The sequence below is a fragment of the Bradyrhizobium sp. 930_D9_N1_4 genome (assembly GCF_052076015.1).
Classification (GTDB): domain Bacteria; phylum Pseudomonadota; class Alphaproteobacteria; order Rhizobiales; family Xanthobacteraceae; genus Bradyrhizobium.
The window spans coordinates 5,723,588-5,739,907 of the sequence record NZ_CP197236.1 but is presented as its reverse complement, the minus strand read 5'-3'; the positions used below and the strand labels follow the sequence as shown (position 1 = coordinate 5,739,907).

Below are 16,320 nucleotides of genomic sequence, written 5' to 3'. Positions count from 1 at the left end.
ATGCTGGCGCGCGATTGGTACTATAACGAGCGGAACCGGATGGGCATCGGGCCCACGGTGGCGTCGATCTATGACGCCCACGACGATGCCGATCTGCGCGCGCGCGCGGCGCTGAAAATGCTGGGCGTACAGCGCGGCTGGCGGATTGCCGATATCGGCTGCGGCAACGGTGTGCTGGCGACCGAAGCGTCGTTGATCGGTGCGCAGGTCGACGCCATCGACATCTCACCCGCGATGCTGGCGCTCGCCGAGATCTACGCCCGGGACCGCAAGGCCAAGGTCGCGACGCAGTCGGCCGGGCTGCTCTCCTTCGCCTACCAGCCGGAATCCTATGACCTCATCGTCAGCGAGTTCACGTTGCATCATCTGCCGGATTTCTGGAAGGCGGTGGCGATGTCGCGGATTCTTCGTGCGTTAAAGCCAGGTGCCAGCTTCTATTTGCGTGACATCGTTTATGCTTCGATGCCCGACGCGATCGAGCGCGACGTCGAGCAATGGGCCGACTGCCAGATCAAGAACCACGATTTTTCGCGCGAGAGCGTCGTCACGCACATGCGCGACGAATACTCCACCTTCGGCTGGGTGATGGAGCGGATGCTGACCGACGTCGGCTTCACGCTGGTCTCTGCCGATTACCACGCCCCCATGCATGGGACCTATCTGCTGCGGAAACCGAAGGCCGGCGAGCAAGGCTAGAGCAGTGTCAACGAACTCAAACTGCCAGAGCGGTGGTGCGCTCCCTCTCCCGCTTGCGGGGGAGGGCTGGGGAGGGGGTGCCTCCACGAGTCGGAGCCCCCGTGTGGAGAAAGCCCTCACCCGGCGCTTCGCGCCCACCTCTCCCGCAAGCGGGAGAGATTAGGGAGTTTGGCATGAAGCCGGCCGATATCCTCATCGCCATGCTGGTGGCGGTCATCTGGGGGCTTGCCTTCGTGGCGAGCCGGATCGCGCTCGACGAGTTTTCTCCGGAATTGATGACGGCGATGCGCTTCACCATCGCTGCGGTGCCGTGCCTGTTCATTCCCAAGCCGAAGGTCGCCTGGTCGCTCCTGATCGCGATCAGCTTCACGTTGTTCCTCGGCCAGTTCCTGAGCCAGGCCTATGGCATTGCTCATGGTGTGCCGGTCGGGCTGACCAGCGTCGTCGTGCAGAGCCAGGCGCTGTTCACCATCGGCTTCGCCGCGGTCGCATTCGGCGAACGTCCGACACCGGTGCAGACGCTCGGCATCGTCATCGCCGCGGCCGGTCTTCTGATGATCTGCGGCACTGTCGGTTATGATTTCAGCGTCGGCGCCTTCGGAGTGCTGATGATCGCCCCGATCTGTTTCGCCGTCGGCAATCTTCTGTTGCGCGGTGCCCGTGGCGCGCCGATGTTCGATCTGTTCGCCTGGCTCTGTCTGACAGCGGCGGTGCCGCTGTTCGCGCTGGCGCTGGTCGTCGACGGACCGGTGCCGACCTTCCGGTCACTGATCCACATGTCGCTCACCGGCCTCGTCTGCCTGCTGACGATCGGCGCCATCTCGACCAGCATTGCCTATTGGCTGTGGGGCCGGTTGTTGCGTGACTATCCGGCGGCGCAAGTGGTGCCGTTCGCGCTGCTGGTGCCGTTCGTCGGCTCGGCCGCCTCCAGCATCGTGTTCGGCGAGCGGTTCGGACCTCTGAGGCTCGCCGGCATGCTGACCGTGATCGGCGGCATCGCGGTGATGGTGCTGGCGAAGCGCCCGCAAGTTCTGCCGAAGACTGCGTGAGGTGAACATGGCCCATTCGCTGCTCTATGCTTTCATCATCTTCGCGCTCGTGATGTTCTTCACGCCGGGGCCGAACAACATCATGCTGTTGTCGTCGGGGCTGACCTACGGCTTCCGCCGCACCATTCCGCACATCGCCGGCATCACCATCGGCTTTGCCTTCATGGTCGCCGCGGTGGGCCTCGGGCTCGGGACCGTGTTCCTGGCCTATCCGATCCTCCAGACCATCCTGAAATACGCCGGTGCCGCCTATCTGATTTACCTGGCCGCCGCGATTGCCTTGTCCGGTCCCGCCAAGCCGGGCGAGGGGAGTGTCCGCGGCCCGATGACCTTCTGGGGCGCTGCCATGTTCCAGTGGATCAACGCCAAGGGCTGGGTGATCGTGATCGGCACCATCACCGCCTATGCGGCGATCGCCCAGTTCCCGCTCAACATCGCGATCCAAACCCTGATCAGCCTCCTCGTCGGCACGGTCTCGACCGTCGTCTGGGCCTTCTTCGGCACTGCACTACGACCAGTGATGACCTCCGAGCGGCTGGTCCGCGCCTTCAATATCCTGATGGCGATCCTGCTTCTGGCATCGCTCTACCCTGTCTTCATGGATGCATGATGCCGCAGTTTTCCATGCAGAAACGGGTTTCCCAGGGGGCTGAAAATGCTCTAGACAGCCCCCGAAATCCGCAAATTCCACCGTCCGAGACCTGACCAACGGCCGATTCTGGCCACCTGAACCGAGGAAACGACCATGCGTGTTTATTACGATCGCGACGCCGACCTGAACCTGATCAAGGGCAAGAAGGTCGCCATCGTCGGCTACGGCAGCCAGGGCCATGCCCATGCGCTCAACCTCAAGGATTCCGGCGTCAAGGAAGTCGCTATTGCGCTGCGCAAGGACTCGGGCTCGGTCAAGAAGGCGGAAGCCGCCGGCTTCAAGGTGATGGAAGTCGCCGACGCCGCCAAATGGGCCGACCTCGTCATGATGCTGACCCCGGACGAGCTCCAGGGCGACATCTACCGTGAGCACCTGCACGACAACATGAAGAAGGGTGCGGCGCTGGTGTTCGCGCACGGCCTCAACGTCCACTTCAACCTGCTCGACCCGCGCGCCGATCTCGACGTCCTGATGATCGCGCCGAAAGGCCCCGGCCACACCGTGCGCTCCGAGTATCAGCGCGGCGGCGGCGTGCCCTGCCTGATCGCGATCGCCAAGGACGTCTCGGGCAACGCCCATGACCTCGGCCTGTCCTACGCCTCCGCCGTCGGCGGCGGCCGCGCCGGCATCATCGAAACCTCCTTCAAGGAAGAGTGCGAGACCGACCTGTTCGGCGAACAGGTTGTGCTGTGCGGCGGTCTGGTCGAACTGATCAAGGCCGGCTACGAGACCCTGGTCGAAGCCGGTTACGCCCCGGAGATGGCCTATTTCGAGTGCCTGCACGAAGTGAAGCTGATCGTCGACCTGATCTATGAAGGCGGCATCGCCAACATGAACTACTCGATCTCCAACACCGCCGAGTACGGTGAGTACGTCACGGGTCCGCGCATCGTCACCGCCGAGACCAAGGCCGAGATGAAGCGCGTTCTCGCCGACATCCAGGGCGGCAAGTTCGCTCGCGACTGGATGCTCGAGAACAAGGTCAACCAGACCTCGTTCAAGGCGACCCGCGCCAAGCTCGCCCAGCACCCGATCGAGGAAGTCGGCGCGAAGCTCCGCGACATGATGCCCTGGATCAAGAAGGGCGCGCTGGTCGACAAGTCGAAGAACTAAGTCGACGGTCTCAGGGCGTGGCGCGACGCATCGCGCTACGTCCGGGACACGAGAGCAAAAGCACAAGCTTCGCTCGCCACACCAAATCTTAAATCTTCGCGACTATATTCGAGCGAGATCGCAAACAGCGGTCTCGCTCTTTTCGTCTCGCGCGAAGCATTGCTACTTCATTCAAATTCTTCGCGAGCTGATGTACCCTCTGAGCACGAAGAACTGACGCTTAAACCACATTCTTGGGCTCGCGTTGTTTCTCAGAATGTTTTCTGAGGCTGCGATCGGGAAAAGCTCCGTATCCTCAGAGCCTAGGATTCGACTCTTCATTCGCGTTCTCATGACGCGGCCGATCGTCCTTTTTGAGTTCGCGCGCTGCTTCATCTTAAGAGCCGACACCTGCCGCGTGTTCTTGCGGCTCGCCGTCGACCGGAAAAAGTTCGTCGATGCGCGGCTTGAGAAGCTGACGGCGTTGCACCGGCTCGGCCTTTCCCTACATTGATCGCGGGGCACAACAGGGGGAAATGACCATGCGATCCGTCGTCGTCACCGGCGCGTCCACCGGCATCGGCTGGGCCGTTGCAAAGTTTCTGATCGGGCGCGGCTATCGCGTCTTCGGCAGCGTCCGCAAGCAGGCCGATGCTGACCGGCTCACAAGCGAGTTCGGCGCCAACTTCACGCCGCTTCTGTTCGACGTCACCGACGAGGCAGCGGTCCTCGCTGCTGCGCGAAACGTTCGGGAGGCGCTGGGCGGCGAGACGCTGGCCGGTCTCGTCAACAATGCCGGCGTCGCGGTCGCCGGCCCCGTGCTCGAATTGTCGGCTGACGACTTTCGCCGCCAGATGGATATCAACGTCATGGGCCCCGTCATCGCGACGCAGGCCTTCGGGCCCCTGCTCGGTGCCGACCCCTCGCTGAAGGGGTCGAAGGGCCGCATCGTGATGATCAGCTCGGTCGCGGGCAAGAACGGCAATCCGCTCTCGGCGCCTTACTGCACCTCCAAGCACGCCGTCGAGGGTCTGTCGGAAAGCCTGCGCCGCGAGCTGATGCTGTTCGGGATCGATGTCATCATCGTCGCGCCCGGCGCTGTGAAGACGCCGATCTGGAGCAAGGCCGAGCAGTTCGATCTCTCCGTCTACCAGAACTCGCCCTATCTGCCGGCACTCAACAAGGTCATGGCGTTCATGATGAAGCTCGGTGAGACCGGGTTGCCGGCCGAGCGGATCGCAGAGGTCGTCTTCGAGGCGCTCACGGCCGCAAAGCCCAGGGTGCGCTACCAGATCACGCCGGACCCGCTGCGTCATCTGATCAGCGCCGTGTTGCCGAAACGGACGCTCGACCGCATCATTGCCAAGCGTCTCGGATTCCTGCCGCAGGGCTGATCGACGTTCAGCCCGCCTCCGCCGTCCGTGGGTGGGGACGGGCAGCCATCGCGATCAACCGTAGCGCCATGACGGCCAGCAGCGGAATGAGGAAGGCGGCATAGAGCGGCATCGCCGGAATGCGCATGCCGAACGACACCATGAACTGGAACCAGAGATAGTAGCCGCCGGCGAGATGCAGCGCGCGCCAGGCGCGGGGACCAATCAGCGCGGCGGTGCGGTCGAACGAGGTTGCGCTCATGGCCATAATGAATGCGTAGCCGATGCCGCCGAAGATGTACGAGGCGGCCGACGTCGCCTCCGCAAAAGCGGCCGGATCCATTCTGGCGAACGCGACGATCGCCACCGCGTGGATGGCATGAGAGGCCGCAAAGCTCAGGCCCAGATAGCGGCGGTTGCGGTGTTGCCAGCGCGTCCAGGCATTGGGCCACAGCCGGGCCAGCGCCGAGGCGCTGAAGGCGAGGCAGAACAGCAGCAGTGAGCTGCGCGCCGTGAAGCGGATCACCATTCGCACGCCCTCGACCTCGAACTGCCGCATCGAGGCGATCCACAGGCTCAGTGCGATGAGGCTCAGAGTGAGCACCGCCAGCAGCCGCGAGCCTTCGAACCATTGACGTTGTGACATCGCATTCTCCTCCTTTATGTAATCATCGATTACATTTCGCGGCGGGGATGGCGTCAATGGTGTAATCGCTGCTTACATTCACGTTCGGGTGATGCTAGGAAGCTTCATGCCTGCCCGACAACCGTCCAAGCCGCGTACCCGTCGCGCGACATCCGAAGCCCGGCCCTATCATCACGGCGACCTCCGCCGCGTGCTGATCGATGCTGCGCTGCAACTGGCAGCGGAGGGGGCTGAAGTCTCGGTGCGCGAGGCCGCACGCCGCGCGGCCGTATCCCCGGGGGCGCCGTTTCGGCACTTTCCGAACCGCGACGCCCTGATGGCTGCGGCGGCCGAAGAGGCGCAGCGGCGCTTTCGCGCCGAGATCGAGGTGGCGCTGGGCCAGGCCCCGGCGACCGATCCGCTCGGCCGCTTTCGCGCCTTCGGCCTCGCCTATTTGCGCTGGGCGATGCAGAACCCCGCCCATTTCGAGATCATCTCGACGGGGCGCTATTTCGCCCACGGGAGCTCCGCCGAGTTGACGCGCGACAATGCCGAGCTGATCGCTCTGACGGAGCAGATGCTGGCCGACGCGGCGGCGCAGGGCCTGCTGCGGTCAGCCGACCTCAAGCGCATCGAGATCGCCGCCCGCGCCCTGGTCTACGGTTTTGCCCGGATGAAGCTCGACGGCCACTTTCCGCGCTGGGGCGTGGAAGCGGGCGAGATCGACGGGATGGCGGAAGGGGTGATCGACCTGTTCATCGCCGGGATCGTGAAGCCGGCCTGACCCTCATGGTGAGGAGGCGCGAAGCGCCGTCTCGAACCATGCAGGCCCAGCTCGGGCCTCGCCCTTCGAGACGCCCGCTTCGCGGGCTCCTCAGGGTGAGGAGATAGAGCAGGGGGGTCCGCGAACGTGCGGCGCTTCGCCACCCGCCACGATTAAGCGAAGATCGCACCACCACGCGCGTTGCCTGTCCTTGACCGTTCCGTTACAGTTTTATGACACGGTGCAGGCTTCCGGCTGCCCCGGATGCCCTTGCCGTCGTCAGACCGGCCAGACGGCCAGGTTTCATTGCGCCGGACCAGCTGTTGCGTGTCGTCGATGGCGTCCGCGCCGAATCCAGGTCCTTCTGCCACCACCACCGCCGTGCTTGCGAGCGTCGCCGCGCTCGGAATTTGGCGGCTGCTCGCGGTTGCCGCGCCGCATCTGGCGGCACTCGGCCTGATGTACGAGACCGAGACCGATTTCGGCTCGCGGCTCTCTTTTGCGCTGGCCTGGGGCATCCTCAATTTCTTCTGGATCACGTTGCTGCGCCGGCCCGCATTGTCGGGCGCGCTGTCGCTGACAATGGTCGTCGTGCTCATGCTGCTGTCGCGGCTCAAGCACGACGTCGTGCAGATGACGGTTAATTTCATCGACCTGATGATGATCGACCGCGACACGGTCGCATTCCTGTTCACGATCTTCCCGAATTTGCGCTGGTCGGTGATCCTGGCCGGCTTCGTCACGCTGCCGCTGATGTATGCGCTGTGGTGGCTCGATCCGTTCCGCATCCGCCGCTTGCCGGCGCTTGCTTCGATGCTCGCCTGTGTCGCCGCACTCGTCGGCTATTCGCTCTATCATCCGGACGAAGCCTGGCGCGGCTATTACGACGACGGCTATCTCTCGAAATTCTTCCGCTCCGGTGTCAGCTCAGTCTCCGACCTGGTGCAATACGGCTTCATGGAGTCGGCGGCTTCGACCAACGAGCGGCTCAACGTGCCGCTGGTCGATGCCTGTCATCCCGCCGGACGCCGGCCGAACATCATCATGGTCCATGATGAGTCCAGCTTCGACATCCGCGCCGCGCAGGGCATCAAGGTGCCGCAAGGCTATGGCAATCACTTCAAGTCCTGGGACGGCAAGCAGCGCACGTTCCTCGCCGAAAGCAATGGCGGGCCGAGCTGGTTCACCGAATACAACGTGCTCGCGGGGCTCTCCTCGCGCTCATTCGGCCGTTTCGCCTATTTCGTGACGCGCATCGCCTCCAACCGCGTCGAGCGCGGACTGCCGCTGGCGCTGCGCCGCTGCGGCTACGATACGATGTCGCTCTATCCCGCCTATGGCGGCTTCATGGGCGCACGCAGCTTTCAGATGACCACCGGCATCGAACGCTTCCTCGATTCCAGGGATCTCGGCGCCAAGGACGTCGAGCCGGATTCTTTCTTCTATGACAAGGCGCTCCAGTTGATGGGCCAGCAGCCGCCGAACAAGCCGCTGTTCACCTTCATCTATCTCGGCGCCAATCATTTCCCGTGGGAGACGCGCTTCCGCCCTGATCTGCTGCCGAACTGGCGCGCGCCGGGCAATGTGGCGTCCATCGACGAATATCTGCGCCGTCAGGCGATGAGCGCCGAGCAGTATAGATCGTTCATTGCGGGGCTGAAGAAGAATTTTCCGGGCGAGCCCTTCCTGATCGTACGCTACGGCGATCATCAGCCCGAGTTTGCGCCTGCTATCCTCGAGCCCGGGCTCGACGAGGGCGCTCTCGGCAAGAAGCTCGACGCTTACGATCCGCGCCTTTACGGGACCTATTACGCCATCGATGCCGTCAATTTCGAGCCGGTGAAAAGCGAGGCCGTGATGGACACGGTCGACGGTCCCTATCTGCCGCTGGTGATCCAGGAAGCCGCCGGCATTCCGCTCGATCCGTCGTTCGCCGAGCAGAAGCAGATCATGCTCCGCTGCAAAGGCATCTTCTACGGCTGCAAGGACGGCGCCGAAGCGCGCCGACTGAACCGGCTGCTGATCAATGCGGGGATGATCCGGGGGCTGTAGCTATTTCACCGTCATCCTGAGGCGCCGCAGCGAAGCGGAGGCCTCGAAGGATGCTCGGCCCGGCTGATCGCGGCCGTTCATCCTTCGAGGCTCCGCGCGCACCGCTTCGCAGCGCACGCCTCGCACCTCAGGATGACGGGGCGTGCAGCGGGCCTATCGCCCGCCCACCTTCCCCCACAGCCACTTCGCCACCGCATCGGGCGATGAATTCGCATCATTGCCGCTGGCGCGCAGGTTTGCTTCGCGCATCGTGGCGATGTCGATTTTGCCGAGCAGCGGCTTCAGCGCCGCCTGGAGTTTCTCGTCACCGGCGCGCTTGGGTGCCAGCAGCAGGATCGCGTCGTAGGGCGGGATCGCGTGCCTGGGATCGTCGAGCGCAACGAGATCATATTTCGCGATTAGGCCGTCGCTGGTGTAGCCGGCGATGACGTCGACCTCGCCGCTGGCGACGGCCGCATACATGAAGTCCGGCTGCATCTGGCGCTGCGCGCGAAACGAGAGGCCATAGGCCTTTTGCAGCGCCGCCCATTCCGGACGCGAGAAGAACTCGTAGTCGCCGGCAATGGACAGCGTCGATGCATGTGCGGCGAGATCGGCGATGTTGCGGATGCCGAGGGCCTCGGCGCGCTTCCTCGGCATCACCAGCGCATAGGCGTTCTCGAAGCCGAGCTCGCCGAGCATTGTGATGTTGTCCCTGGCAAGCGCCGTCTTCAAATCCGCGAGCAGCTCGGTGCGCGGCTTGATGTCGGTGCGATGCAGCTGGTTGGCCCAGAGCGTGCCGGAATAGTCGACATAGAGATCGATGTCGCCGGCCTTCAACGCCTCGAAGATCACGCTGGAGCCGAGGCCCGATCGTGCGGTGGCAGAGAGGCCGGCCGCCTGGAGGCGATCTCGAAGCAGGGCCGACAGCACATATTGCTCGGCGAACGTCTTGGCGCCGATCGCATAGCCTTGCGATGAGCGCCCCATCGTCGGCACCAGCGTGGCCGCGACCAGCGCCGCGATTCCGACGCCGCCGAGGGCCGTGCGCAGGCGGCTGCGCTGGCGCAGGCCGCTTTCGATCAGGCCGAGCAACTGATCGACGGCGAGCGCGAGCAGGGCCGAGGCAAAGCAGCCGAACAGGACGAACACCCAGTTCTGGGTCTGAAGCCCGGCGAAGATGTAGTTGCCGAGGCTCGTTTGGCCGATGGGTGTTGATAGGGTGGCAGTGCCGATCACCCACACCGCCGCGGTGCGGACGCCGGCCATCATCACCGGCAGCGCCAGCGGCAACTCGACCATCACGAGTGATTGACGCGCGGTCATGCCGACGCCCTTCGCCGCTTCGATCAGCGCGGGATCGATGCCGTTCAGCCCGGTGATGCCGTTGCGCAGCACCGGCAGCATCGAATAGAGCGCCAGCGCAAGCACCGCAGGCAGGAAGCCGAATGCCGAGAAGGAGACGCCGAACCATGCGAGCGTCAGGGACGCCATGGCGAGCAGCAGTGGATAGAACAGCGCAAGCAGCGCCAGCCCCGGCACCGTCTGTACGATGCTGGCGAGCGCGAGCAAAACGCTTCGCGGCGCCGGGCGGTTGCGTGTCAGGATCGCCAGCGGCAGGCTGACGGCCAGGCCAAGCGCGAGTGCGGCAATACTGACCCGCACATGGTTGCCAAGATAGTCGGGCAAATGCGACAGCGCCTCGCCCCAGCGCGGATCGGAAAAGAGACTCATGCGGCACCGCTCTGCGGCAGCAGTGCGTTCAGCCGCTCGACCTGGCGTCGAGGCGTGCGCAACAGCTCCAGCACATAGGCATCACTGCTTTTCGACAGGTCGGACGGCGTGCCCTGCGCGAGCAGTTTGCCGCCGCGCATCACTGCGATGCGGTCTGCAAGCAGAATCGCTTCCGTCATGTCATGCGTGATCATGACCGTGGTCAGGCCGAGGCTTCGGTGCAGCGAACGATAATCATCGCCGAGCGTATCGCGGGTAAGGGGATCGAGCGCGCCGAACGGCTCGTCCATCAGCACGATGCGAGGCTTTGCCGCGAGCGCCCGCGCCACGCCGACGCGCTGGCGCTGGCCACCGGACAGTGCCTCCGGAAGACGGTCGCGGTGCGCGGTTCGGTCGAGCTGCACCAACTCGAGCAGTTCATCGACGCGCGCCGTGATGTCCGCCGCCGGGACGCCCAGCAGCTTTGGTGTGATTCCGATATTGTCGGCGACGCTCAGATGCGGAAACAGCCCGCCGCTCTGGAACACGTAGCCAATACGCCGCCGCAGCGCGACCGGATCGGCGTCTTGCACGTCATCGCCTTCCACCGTGATGGTGCCGCCATCAGCCTCGATCAGCCGGTTGGCGAGCCGCAGCAGCGTCGTCTTGCCCGAACCGGAGCCGCCCACGATGGCCACAAACTCACCCTCGGCGATGTCGAGCGATACGTCGTCCACGGCCCTGGTGGGACCGAAGCTCCTGAAGACGTGCTGGTAGCTGATCGCCAGCTGGGACGGCATTGCGGGTGGGCTCAACGGAGGGGCACAGGGTGGCAAGAGCCCATGCGTAGCATGCTTGGCGCCTTGATTGAACTTGGCCGCGCGAGCGGCTAAGGCATCGGGCCAGGGTTCGGAGGGAACACATGACAATGCCCACGGCAGTGGCGCTGGAAGATGCCAAGGTCGCGTTCCGGCTGGGGGACGACCGGGTCTATACGGCGGTGGAGAAGGCGCATCTTTCGGTGGCGCAGGGCGAGTTCGTCGCCATTGTCGGGCCGACCGGTTGCGGAAAATCCACACTGCTCAATGTCGCGGCCGGGTTGCTCAAGCCCGCCGCCGGCAGCGTCAAGATCTTCGACCAGCCGCTCGCGGGGCTGAACCGGGACGCCGGCTATCTGTTCCAGGCCGATGCGCTGTTCCCCTGGAAGACCGCGCTCGACAATGTCGCGATCGGGCTCGAGATCAGTGGCACGCCGCGCGCGGAGGCGGTGCAGCGGGCACAAAAGTGGCTGACCTCGGTCGGTCTCAGCGCTTTTGCCAACCGCTATCCGCACATGCTCTCGGGCGGCCAGCGCAAGCGCGTGGCGCTCGCGCAGGTGCTGATCCGCGATCCCAAGATCCTGCTGATGGACGAGCCGTTCGGACCGCTCGATGCGCAAACGCGCCAGGTCATGGGCAATCTGCTGCTCGATCTCTGGAATGCCGACCGCAAGGCCGTGCTGTTCGTGACCCATGATCTCGAAGAGGCGATCGCGCTTGCCGACCGCGTGGTGATCATGTCGGCCGGACCGTCCTCGCGCATCATCGGCGACTGGCGCGTGAGCTTGCCGCGTCCGCGCGACATTTTCGAGGTGCGGCTGGACAAGGAGTTCCACGCACTTCATCGCGAGATCTGGAGCGTGCTCAAGGACGAGGTGATGAAGGGCTACGCGCAATCCACCCAAGCGGCGGAGGCGGTCTGATGTCGCGCGCGACGCTGCTCGCACTGCAAGTCCTGGTCGCCGTCGTCGGCCTGGTGCTGTGGCAGGTGCTGTCGACCGTGCCGGTGTTCGGCAAGATCCTGCTGCCGCCGTTCTTCTTCTCCAACCCGGTCGACGTCTTCGCCCAGATCGTCAAGTGGTTCTCGACCGGCGTGATCTGGAAGCATCTCGGTATCACGCTGACGGAATCGCTCCTCGCCTTCGTGATCGGATCGGCCGGCGGCGTGCTCGTCGGTTTCTGGTTCGCGCGCCAGCCGCTGGTCGCCGCGGTGTTCGACCCCTACGTGAAGATGGTCAACGCGCTGCCGCGCGTCGTGCTGGCGCCGATCTTCGCGCTGTGGCTCGGCCTCGGCATCTGGTCCAAGGTCGCGCTCGGCGTGACGCTGGTGTTCTTCATCGTCTTCTTCAACGTCTATCAGGGCGTGAAGGAAGTCAGCCGCACCGTGCTCGACAACGGCCGCATGCTCGGGATGAGCGAGCGGCAATTGATGCAGCACGTCTATTGGCCGTCGGCGCTGTCCTGGATGTTCTCCTCGCTGCACACCTCGGTCGGTTTCGCCGTGGTCGGTGCGGTCGTCGGCGAGTATCTCGGATCGGCCGCGGGGCTCGGCTATCTCATTCAGCAGGCCGAAGGCGTCTTCGACGTCGCGGGCGTGTTCGCCGGCATGTTCGTGCTGTCGGCCTTCGTCATCCTGATCGATTATGGGGTGACGCTGGTGGAGCGCAGGCTGCTGGTCTGGCGCCCGACTGTGGATGGACGCGGCTAGACTTGATGGGGCCCGCGCATCGGCGCGAGCCCCGATTGCAAAGACTTAATCCAGCAGCTTGGTGTCGTCAGGGGCCTGCGGCGGGGTCTTGATCGCGATCGCCTTGATCTGGCCGCTGATCGGCTTGGTGCCGCCGTGCGGCGTTCCCTTCGGGATGATCACGAGGTCGCCCGGCTTCACCGTCACTTCCTTGTCGCCGAGCCAGATCGTCCCGGTCCCGTCCAGGATGTACTGGATCTCGTTGGTGTTGGGATGCATGTGCTTGGGCACATTGCCGACCTGGATCGAGATGGTGGCGCCGTCGGCAGTCATGAACGTCTTGGAGCGGTATCCGACCTTGTTGGCGGGGCCAAGCGCGTCGCCTTCCATCTCGCCGGTATGGATGATCTGTGCATTGATGTTCTCGGCGGCCAGCGCCGGCCGGAGCAGCTGGTTCGCGCCGCACCCTGCGGCAAAGGCGGCGGCGAGAGCGAGCCCGGCAGTGAAACGATTCATGGATGATCCTCCCCATCAAGAATTGTTCTTGTCTGGCCATGCTATTGCGCCGGGAGGCCAATGGCCAGTGCACTTAGGCAGTGCTTCTCAAGCCGGTTGCGCTGCATTATGGTGCCGCCAGCCGAACGGAGGAAACCAATGAAGAACACGATTGCCAGGCTCGCCGGCGCGCTGCTCGCGCTGACGCTCACCACCGGATTTGCCGCGGCGCAAAGCAAGGTCACCATTGCGGTCGGCGGCGGGGCCTGCCTGTGCTATCTACCGACGGTGCTGGCAAAGCAGCTCGGCGAGTACGAGAAGGCCGGCCTCAATGTCGAGCTGGTCGACCTCAAGGGCGGCTCGGATGCGCTCAAGGCCGTGCTCGGCGGCAGCGCGGATGTGGTTTCCGGCTATTTCGACCATTGCGTCAACCTGGCCGCCAAGAAGCAGGAGCTTCAGGCCTTCGTGGTCTATGACCGCTATCCCGGCCTGGTGCTGGTGGTCGCGCCGTCGCGGACCAATGACATCAAGTCGGTCAAGGATCTCGCCGGCAAGAAGGTCGGCGTCAGTGCGCCCGGCTCCTCAACCGACTTCTTCCTGAAATATCTGCTGAAGAAGAACGGGCTCGATCCCGCCGGCACAGCCGTCATCGGCGTCGGCCTCGGGGCCACCGCGGTCGCCGCCATGGAGCAGGGGCAGCTCGATGCGGCCGTGATGCTCGATCCCGCCGTCACCGTGCTCCAGGGCAGTCACAAGGATCTGCGCATCCTCAGCGACACCCGCACCCAGAAGGACACGCTCGAGACGTTCGGCGGCGAATATCCGGGCGGCGCGCTGTATTCGACCGTGGCCTGGATCAACAAGCACGAGAAGGAGACGCAGGCGCTCACCGACGCGATGCTCGCCACGATCGCCTGGATCCATTCGCATACGCCCGAGGAGATCATGGCGAAGATGCCGGACGAGATGGTCGGCAAGAACAAGGACCTCTATCTTGCCGCGCTGAAGAACACGATCCCGATGTTCTCCGAAACCGGCAAGATGGACCCGAAGGGCGCCGACGCGGTGCTCGCGGTGTTCAGCGTCGGCTCGCCCGAGGTCGCCAACGCCAAGATCGACGTCAGCAAGACCTTCACCAACAAATACGTCGAGCAGGCCAAGAAGACCACGGGGAACGCCAAATAACTGACGCGATGGCTCGGTAATCAGGCGTCATGACGTCACTGACCATCCATCGCGTCGCGACGCTTGATCTTGCCGTACGGCCGATCGTCTGGCCGTTCGCGGAGGAGCGCCGCAGCGACATCGTGGCGCATTTCGCCGAGAAGCAGCGCGAGCGGCCCAAGATCTGGAACGGCCGCGTCCTGCTCGGGCGCGATGCCGTGTTCACGGACGGCCATCTCTCCGCGACCTATTTCGAGACCGATTTTGCCAGCTTCCTCGCCTGGCGCGATTGGGGCTTTCCCGACAAGGCCGTGTTCAACGGTTTCGGCATGGGCGCGCTGCTCACCTCGGACGGCGCTTTTGTCATGGGCGAGATGGCGTCTCACACCGCCAATGCGGGCCACATCTATTTTCCCTCGGGGACGCCCGATCTCGATGACGTCAGGGACGGCACGCTCGACATTCCCGGCAGTGTCGTCCGCGAGCTCGGTGAGGAGACCGGTCTGACGGAGGCTGACTACCGGGCCGAGCCGGACTGGCACTGTGTCGTCACCGGGCCGTCGATTGCAATGATACAAATTCTCAACCTGGATATGCCGGGCGACGTGGCGCGTGCCCGGATCGAAGCCAATCTCGCACGTGAGACCGAGCCGGAATTGTCCGCCATCCATCTCGTGCGCGGGGTGAGTGATCTCACGCCGTCCATGCCGCGATTTGTCACGGCCTTCGTCGAGCAGCAGTTCGCGTCGCGCTGACGCGCGAGGCTTGACATCGCTGCGCGCAGCCCATGTGATGGGCAAAAAAGTAAAAAGCAAAAAGAATGCAATGCACAATCGTCCAGGGAGGTTTTGATGCGTCTGCGCATGGCTGCCCGTTTGGTACGTGGGCTGTTGGTCGCGATATCGGCGACGGGCTTGGTGGCTTCGGCCGAAGCTCAGGATAAGAAGATCAAGATCGGCGTTGTTTTCGACCTGACCGGGCCTCTCGCAGGCGGCGGATCCGAGCTCGGCTATATCGGCGCAAAGATCATCCTCGACCATTTCGCCAAGACGGGCGTCGAAGGCTACAAGATCGAAGCGGTCTACGCCGACGCGCAGAGCAAGCCCGACATCGCCATCAACGAATCCGTGCGCCTGCTCGAGCAGGAGAAGGTCGACATGGTGCTCGGCTTCTTCTCCTCGGCACAGTGCGTGCCCGTGGCCGCGCGCGTCGAGCAGCTCAAGAAGTTCATGTGGATGACGACCTGCATCTCGTCGGCCGTGTTCAACGACAAGGGCTACAAATACGTCTTCCGCCCGCAGGCGAGCGGCGACCAGTTCGGCATGATGACGATGGATTTCATCGCGCAGAACGCCAAGGCGAAGTTCGACAAGGAGCCGAAGGACCTGCGCGTCGCCATCATCCACGAGGATGGCGCTTATGGCGTCGACGTCTCCAGGGGCAACGAGGCCGGCGCCAAGAAGGCCGGCTTCAACGTCGTGATGAAGGAAGGCTATTCGGCGACTGCGCCCGATCTCTCGGCGCTGGTGACCAAGCTGAAGCGCGCCAAGCCCGACGTCATTTTTCACACCGGCTACAACCCTGATATCACGCTGCTGCTGCGCCAGGCCCGCGAGCAGGGGCTGAAATTCGGTGCGCTGATGGGCCATGGCGCCGGTTACGGCGTCTATGAGAAGCTGAAGGAAGGCATGGGCGCTGACGCCACCTATATCTTCAACACCGATCCGATCTCGATCTGGCTTGCCAATCAGAAGACCATGGATCCCAAGCTTCCGGCCGTCATCAAGATGGTCGGCGACGAGTTCGACAAGATCAGGCCCGGTGTCGCCATCCGCTCGGCCCATGTCGGCATCGGCGCGTCCAATACTTACGTCTTCATGGCCGACGTGCTGCCGCGCGCGATCAAGAAGTACGGTGGCGTCGACCCCGATGCGCTGCGCAAGGCCGCGCTCGACACCGACATTCCCGAGGGCGGGACCATGCTTGGCTTCGGTGTGAAGTTCTACGGCGAGGGCACGCCGATGGCCGGGCAGAACGAGCGCTCGTTCCCGGTCGTGATCCAGTACATCGACGACAAATCCTCCGTGGTGTGGCCGAAGAGCCAGGCGCAGCGCGAGGCCGTGCTGCCGCTGCCGAAGGGCACCACCTACAGCAACCAGTAG

17 protein-coding genes are annotated in these 16,320 nt (G+C 64.0%); 13 read left to right on the top strand and 4 right to left on the bottom strand.

The genetic code is table 11. The features are described from left to right. The 6 genes from AB7532_RS27330 (at window position 1) to AB7532_RS27305 (ending at window position 4,883) form a co-directional block, all read left to right on the top strand. The gene (locus AB7532_RS27330; protein ID WP_441237789.1) at window positions 1–696 is read left to right on the top strand and encodes a class I SAM-dependent methyltransferase; all 696 of its coding nucleotides are present in this window, start codon (window positions 1–3) and stop codon (window positions 694–696) included. Between the two features lie 173 nt (window positions 697–869). Then, a complete protein-coding gene (locus AB7532_RS27325; RefSeq protein WP_441237788.1) occupies window positions 870–1,745 on the top strand; it encodes an EamA family transporter in 876 nt (291 codons plus the stop codon). Window positions 1,746–1,752: 7 nt separating this feature from the next. Then, a complete protein-coding gene (locus AB7532_RS27320) occupies window positions 1,753–2,355 on the top strand; it encodes a LysE family translocator (protein ID WP_441237787.1) in 603 nt (200 codons plus the stop codon). 135 nt (window positions 2,356–2,490) lie between these two features. Next, window positions 2,491–3,510, top strand: coding sequence for a ketol-acid reductoisomerase (ilvC, locus tag AB7532_RS27315; RefSeq protein ID WP_441237786.1), 1,020 nt, complete (start codon window positions 2,491–2,493; stop codon window positions 3,508–3,510). Window positions 3,511–3,841: 331 nt separating this feature from the next. Then, window positions 3,842–4,003 (top strand): hypothetical protein, encoded by a 162-nt coding sequence (locus tag AB7532_RS27310; protein WP_441237785.1) that lies wholly within the window; start codon window positions 3,842–3,844, stop codon window positions 4,001–4,003. Between the two features lie 28 nt (window positions 4,004–4,031). Next, window positions 4,032–4,883, top strand: a complete 852-nt coding sequence (locus AB7532_RS27305) for an SDR family oxidoreductase (protein ID WP_441237784.1) — start codon at window positions 4,032–4,034, stop codon at window positions 4,881–4,883. Window positions 4,884–4,890: 7 nt separating this feature from the next. Here the strand turns inward: AB7532_RS27305 and AB7532_RS27300 are convergent, their stop codons facing one another. After that, complete coding sequence (locus tag AB7532_RS27300) at window positions 4,891–5,508, bottom strand: hypothetical protein (protein WP_441237783.1); 618 nt, start codon at window positions 5,506–5,508, stop codon at window positions 4,891–4,893. A 190-nt stretch (window positions 5,509–5,698) separates the two neighbouring features. Between AB7532_RS27300 and AB7532_RS27295 the strand changes: the two genes are divergently transcribed. Both AB7532_RS27295 and AB7532_RS27290 read left to right on the top strand, forming a co-directional pair. Further along, window positions 5,699–6,271: a TetR/AcrR family transcriptional regulator gene (locus AB7532_RS27295; protein WP_441237782.1), complete on the top strand. Its 573-nt coding sequence runs from the start codon at window positions 5,699–5,701 to the stop codon at window positions 6,269–6,271. 315 nt (window positions 6,272–6,586) lie between these two features. After that, a complete protein-coding gene (locus tag AB7532_RS27290) occupies window positions 6,587–8,302 on the top strand; it encodes a sulfatase-like hydrolase/transferase (protein ID WP_441237781.1) in 1,716 nt (571 codons plus the stop codon). Between the two features lie 153 nt (window positions 8,303–8,455). Here AB7532_RS27290 and AB7532_RS27285 read toward each other — a convergent pair whose 3' ends face one another. Both AB7532_RS27285 and AB7532_RS27280 read right to left on the bottom strand, forming a co-directional pair. Continuing rightward, window positions 8,456–10,015 carry a glycine betaine ABC transporter substrate-binding protein gene (locus tag AB7532_RS27285; RefSeq protein ID WP_441237780.1) on the bottom strand — a complete coding sequence of 520 codons (1,560 nt, stop codon included), beginning with the start codon at window positions 10,013–10,015 and terminating at the stop codon, window positions 8,456–8,458. Then, window positions 10,012–10,794, bottom strand: a complete 783-nt coding sequence (locus AB7532_RS27280) for an ATP-binding cassette domain-containing protein (protein ID WP_441237779.1) — start codon at window positions 10,792–10,794, stop codon at window positions 10,012–10,014. Before AB7532_RS27280 ends, AB7532_RS27285 begins: the two co-directional genes overlap by 4 nt. Window positions 10,795–10,916: 122 nt before the next feature. Between AB7532_RS27280 and AB7532_RS27275 the strand changes: the two genes are divergently transcribed. Further along, window positions 10,917–11,735 carry an ABC transporter ATP-binding protein gene (locus tag AB7532_RS27275; protein ID WP_441237778.1) on the top strand — a complete coding sequence of 273 codons (819 nt, stop codon included), beginning with the start codon at window positions 10,917–10,919 and terminating at the stop codon, window positions 11,733–11,735. Beyond that, window positions 11,735–12,520 (top strand): ABC transporter permease, encoded by a 786-nt coding sequence (locus AB7532_RS27270; RefSeq protein WP_441237777.1) that lies wholly within the window; start codon window positions 11,735–11,737, stop codon window positions 12,518–12,520. The genes AB7532_RS27275 and AB7532_RS27270 overlap by 1 nt, the downstream gene beginning before the upstream one ends. A gap of 45 nt (window positions 12,521–12,565) precedes the next feature. Here AB7532_RS27270 and AB7532_RS27265 read toward each other — a convergent pair whose 3' ends face one another. Further along, on the bottom strand, window positions 12,566–13,015 hold the full coding sequence (locus AB7532_RS27265) for a cupin domain-containing protein (RefSeq protein ID WP_441237776.1): 450 nt from the start codon (window positions 13,013–13,015) through the stop codon (window positions 12,566–12,568). 138 nt (window positions 13,016–13,153) lie between these two features. On the opposite strand from AB7532_RS27265, the gene AB7532_RS27260 reads away from it, so the two are divergent. From AB7532_RS27260 to AB7532_RS27250, 3 genes are all read left to right on the top strand, one after another. Further along, the gene (locus AB7532_RS27260) at window positions 13,154–14,179 is read left to right on the top strand and encodes an ABC transporter substrate-binding protein (RefSeq protein ID WP_441237775.1); all 1,026 of its coding nucleotides are present in this window, start codon (window positions 13,154–13,156) and stop codon (window positions 14,177–14,179) included. A 29-nt stretch (window positions 14,180–14,208) separates the two neighbouring features. Then, window positions 14,209–14,913 carry an NUDIX hydrolase gene (locus AB7532_RS27255; RefSeq protein ID WP_441237774.1) on the top strand — a complete coding sequence of 235 codons (705 nt, stop codon included), beginning with the start codon at window positions 14,209–14,211 and terminating at the stop codon, window positions 14,911–14,913. Between the two features lie 96 nt (window positions 14,914–15,009). After that, complete coding sequence (locus AB7532_RS27250) at window positions 15,010–16,320, top strand: ABC transporter substrate-binding protein (protein ID WP_441237773.1); 1,311 nt, start codon at window positions 15,010–15,012, stop codon at window positions 16,318–16,320.